1 protein-coding gene and 1 pseudogene are annotated in these 1,060 nt (G+C 77.8%); both read right to left on the bottom strand.

The genetic code is table 11. The annotated features are described in order from the left end of the window. A pseudogene (locus B7L92_RS20450) lies at positions 1 to 188 on the bottom strand (S-adenosylmethionine:tRNA ribosyltransferase-isomerase); the annotation flags it as partial. Continuing rightward, positions 185 to 883 carry an SDR family NAD(P)-dependent oxidoreductase gene (locus B7L92_RS20445; RefSeq protein ID WP_081238959.1) on the bottom strand — a complete coding sequence of 233 codons (699 nt, stop codon included), beginning with the start codon at positions 881 to 883 and terminating at the stop codon, positions 185 to 187. The gene B7L92_RS20445 and the pseudogene B7L92_RS20450, both read right to left, overlap by 4 nt. Between the last annotated feature and the right edge of the window lie 177 nt (positions 884 to 1,060).

Raw genomic sequence — 1,060 nt, 5'->3', positions numbered from 1 at the left:
GGCGAGGTGTTCACCACCAGCAGGTCCCCGGCCCGCAGCAGCCACGGCAGCTCCACGAAGGCGTGGTGCGACACCGCCGTGCCCCGGGACACCAGCAGCCGCACCGAGTCCCGGTCGAGCCCGGGCCCCCGCTGCTCGACCGGCACCCGTGCCGACAACTCCTCCGGCACCCGGACGGCCAGCGTCACCGACCCTCCTCCAGCAGCGCCGGAGCCGCGTAGCGACCGCTCGCCGGCCGCTCGTCCAGCAGCCGCAGGAAGGCCGGCACCACACGGGCCGGCTCCGGCCGCGGCGCGTCGTCGTCCGGCACGGCCGCCGCGTACAGGTCCGTCGCCATGTCCCCGGGGTCGACCGCCCACACCCGCAGCCCCGGCTCCTCCACGGCCAGCACCGCCGCCAGGTGGTCCAGCGCCGCCTTGGACGCCCCGTACCCGCCCCAGGTCTCGTAGGCCTCGGCGCCGGCGTCCGAGCTCACCGCGACCACCGTGCCCGCCCGCGAGGCCCGCAGCCGCGGAAGCGCCTCCTGCACCAGGCCCAGCGCCGCCACCAGGTTCACCTCCAGCGCCCGCCGCAAACCGTCCAGGGACAGCTCCTCCAGGCGCACCAGCGGCTCGGCGCCCAGCGCGCTCGCGTTGTGCACCAGCAGGTCGACCCCGCCCAGCCGCTCCGCCGCGGCCACCAGCTCCGCGCGGTGCCCGGCGTCCGTGACGTCCCCGGGCAGCGCGACCACGCGCGTGCCGTGCGCGGACACCGCCCCGGCCGCCTCCGCCAGGGGGACCGCCCCCCGCGCGTCGAGCACCAGGTCCCAGCCGCGCGCGGCCAGCGCCCCGGCCAGCGCCTCTCCCAGTCCTTTCGAGGCCCCCGTGATGATCGCCACCGGCATGACATGCCCCCTTGTCGTGAACGCCGTCCGATCGGCGTGATCACACCGTAGGGACGCCGCCGCCCGCACCGCCTCGGACGCCGGACGCAGGCGGCCGGGTCCCTTCGCCCTACGCCGCCGACCCGAGGACCCCGCTCCCCGGGGCTCCAGGAGGCCCCGCGGGTCCTAGGACCCGCG

This window comes from Streptomyces viridosporus (assembly GCF_002078235.1).
In the GTDB taxonomy this organism is placed as follows: domain Bacteria; phylum Actinomycetota; class Actinomycetes; order Streptomycetales; family Streptomycetaceae; genus Streptomyces; species Streptomyces viridosporus.
The sequence above is the reverse complement of the archived record's forward strand: the minus strand, read 5'-3'. Positions and strand labels throughout refer to the sequence as shown.